The organism is Asaia sp. SF2.1 (genome assembly GCF_000505765.1).
GTDB lineage: Bacteria > Pseudomonadota > Alphaproteobacteria > Acetobacterales > Acetobacteraceae > Asaia > Asaia bogorensis.
In genome coordinates this window covers 65,711-67,144 of the sequence record NZ_AYXS01000007.1, presented here as the reverse complement: position 1 = coordinate 67,144, position 1,434 = coordinate 65,711, and the positions used below count along the sequence as shown (strand labels likewise).

Annotated in this window: 1 protein-coding gene; it reads right to left on the bottom strand. The window is 61.9% G+C overall.

Annotation, left to right across the window (positions count from 1 at the left end; genetic code table 11):
• Positions 1–1,227, bottom strand: a 1,227-nt coding sequence (locus P792_RS25205) for a copper resistance system multicopper oxidase (protein ID WP_023978078.1), incomplete at its 3' end; no start/stop codon positions are given.
• Positions 1,228–1,434: the final 207 nt, after the last annotated feature.

Below are 1,434 nucleotides of genomic sequence, written 5' to 3'. Positions count from 1 at the left end.
GCTCATGCCGCTCATGCCGCTCATGCCGCTCATGCCGCTCATGCCGCTCATGCCGCTCATGCCAGCCGGGCCGTTCTCCACGCGCCCCATTCCCATATCGATCATGCTGCGTACGGGCCGCGGGTCCATGGGGGGGACGGGCCCCATCATCCCCATGGCGGGAGCGAGTGTGCCGCGTGCGAAGCCGGTGCGGTCTTCCGGCTGGATGAAGATTGTCCATGCTCGGTTGTCGGTCGGGGTGACGATCAGATCATAGGTTTCAGCCGGTCCGATGCGGAATTCCTCAACACGCACGGGCTCAACATCCGATCCATCAGCAGCAATGATATCGAAATCGAGCCCCGGTATCCGTAAGTCGAAAAGGGTCATGGCCGACGCATTGACGACACGCAGCCGGATCCGCTCGCCCGGGGAAAACAGGCCGGTCCAGTTGTCATCCGGTGATTGCCCGTTGATGAGGTAACTGTAAATCACCCCGCTGACATCAGAGATATCCGTGGCGGACATCCTCATGCGCGACCACATCAGGCGGCTCGCCAGAGCGTCATGCAATCCATGCTGGCGGGCTTCATGAAACAGCGAGGCGACGCTGCGCTGGCGGAAATTGTAATAATCGTCCTGCTGCTTCAGATTGCTGACGATGTCATGCGGCGCGACATCGCTCCAATCTGACAGGACGAGAACGTAATCCCGCTCATAGTGATGGAGCGGCGGCCCTGCCGGATCGATCACCAGCGCGCCAAAAAGCCCCTGCGCCTCCTCCATGCCGGAATGGCTGTGATACCAGTACGTGCCCGATTGGCGCAGCGGGAAACGGTAAGTGTAGCGACCCTTGGCAGGAATACCGGCAAAACTCAGGCCCGGCACACCGTCCATGTTGGCTGGCAGCCTGATGCCATGCCAGTGGATCGAGGTAGGCTGATCAAGATGGTTGATGACATTCAGCACCATCTCGTCACCCTCGCGCCAGCGGAGGGTGGGGGCAGGAGCGCTTCCATTGACCGTAAAGGCGCGGCCCCTGCGCTTGCCGACCTGCCAGGGTGCCGTATCGACAGTCAGGTCATACGTGGAGGCGGGCGCAGGCGGAATGGCTGAGGGGTCAGATATGTGTGCCGCGGGCGTCATGGCGGGCATCGCGCGGGCGGACGAGGCAACGCCGAGCCCCGCCAGCCCTGTGACGAATTTCCGGCGATTGAGCGCCGGTCCCTTGCGTGTCAAGGCAATCATGAAACAGGTCCTGAATGATCGGAACGGAACGCGCGGCCTAAAAAGATCAGACCGGCATACGGATCAGCGATTCAGGAAAAGCGGGGCGGTCTGGGGTCCGGAACCCTTTGCAGGCCTGCCAGAACAAAGCCGGATGAGGCAGCATAGCGGGCTACCTGCACGGCGAGCGGACGGGCAGGTGACGTGGCAACAAGAGCGACATGGCCA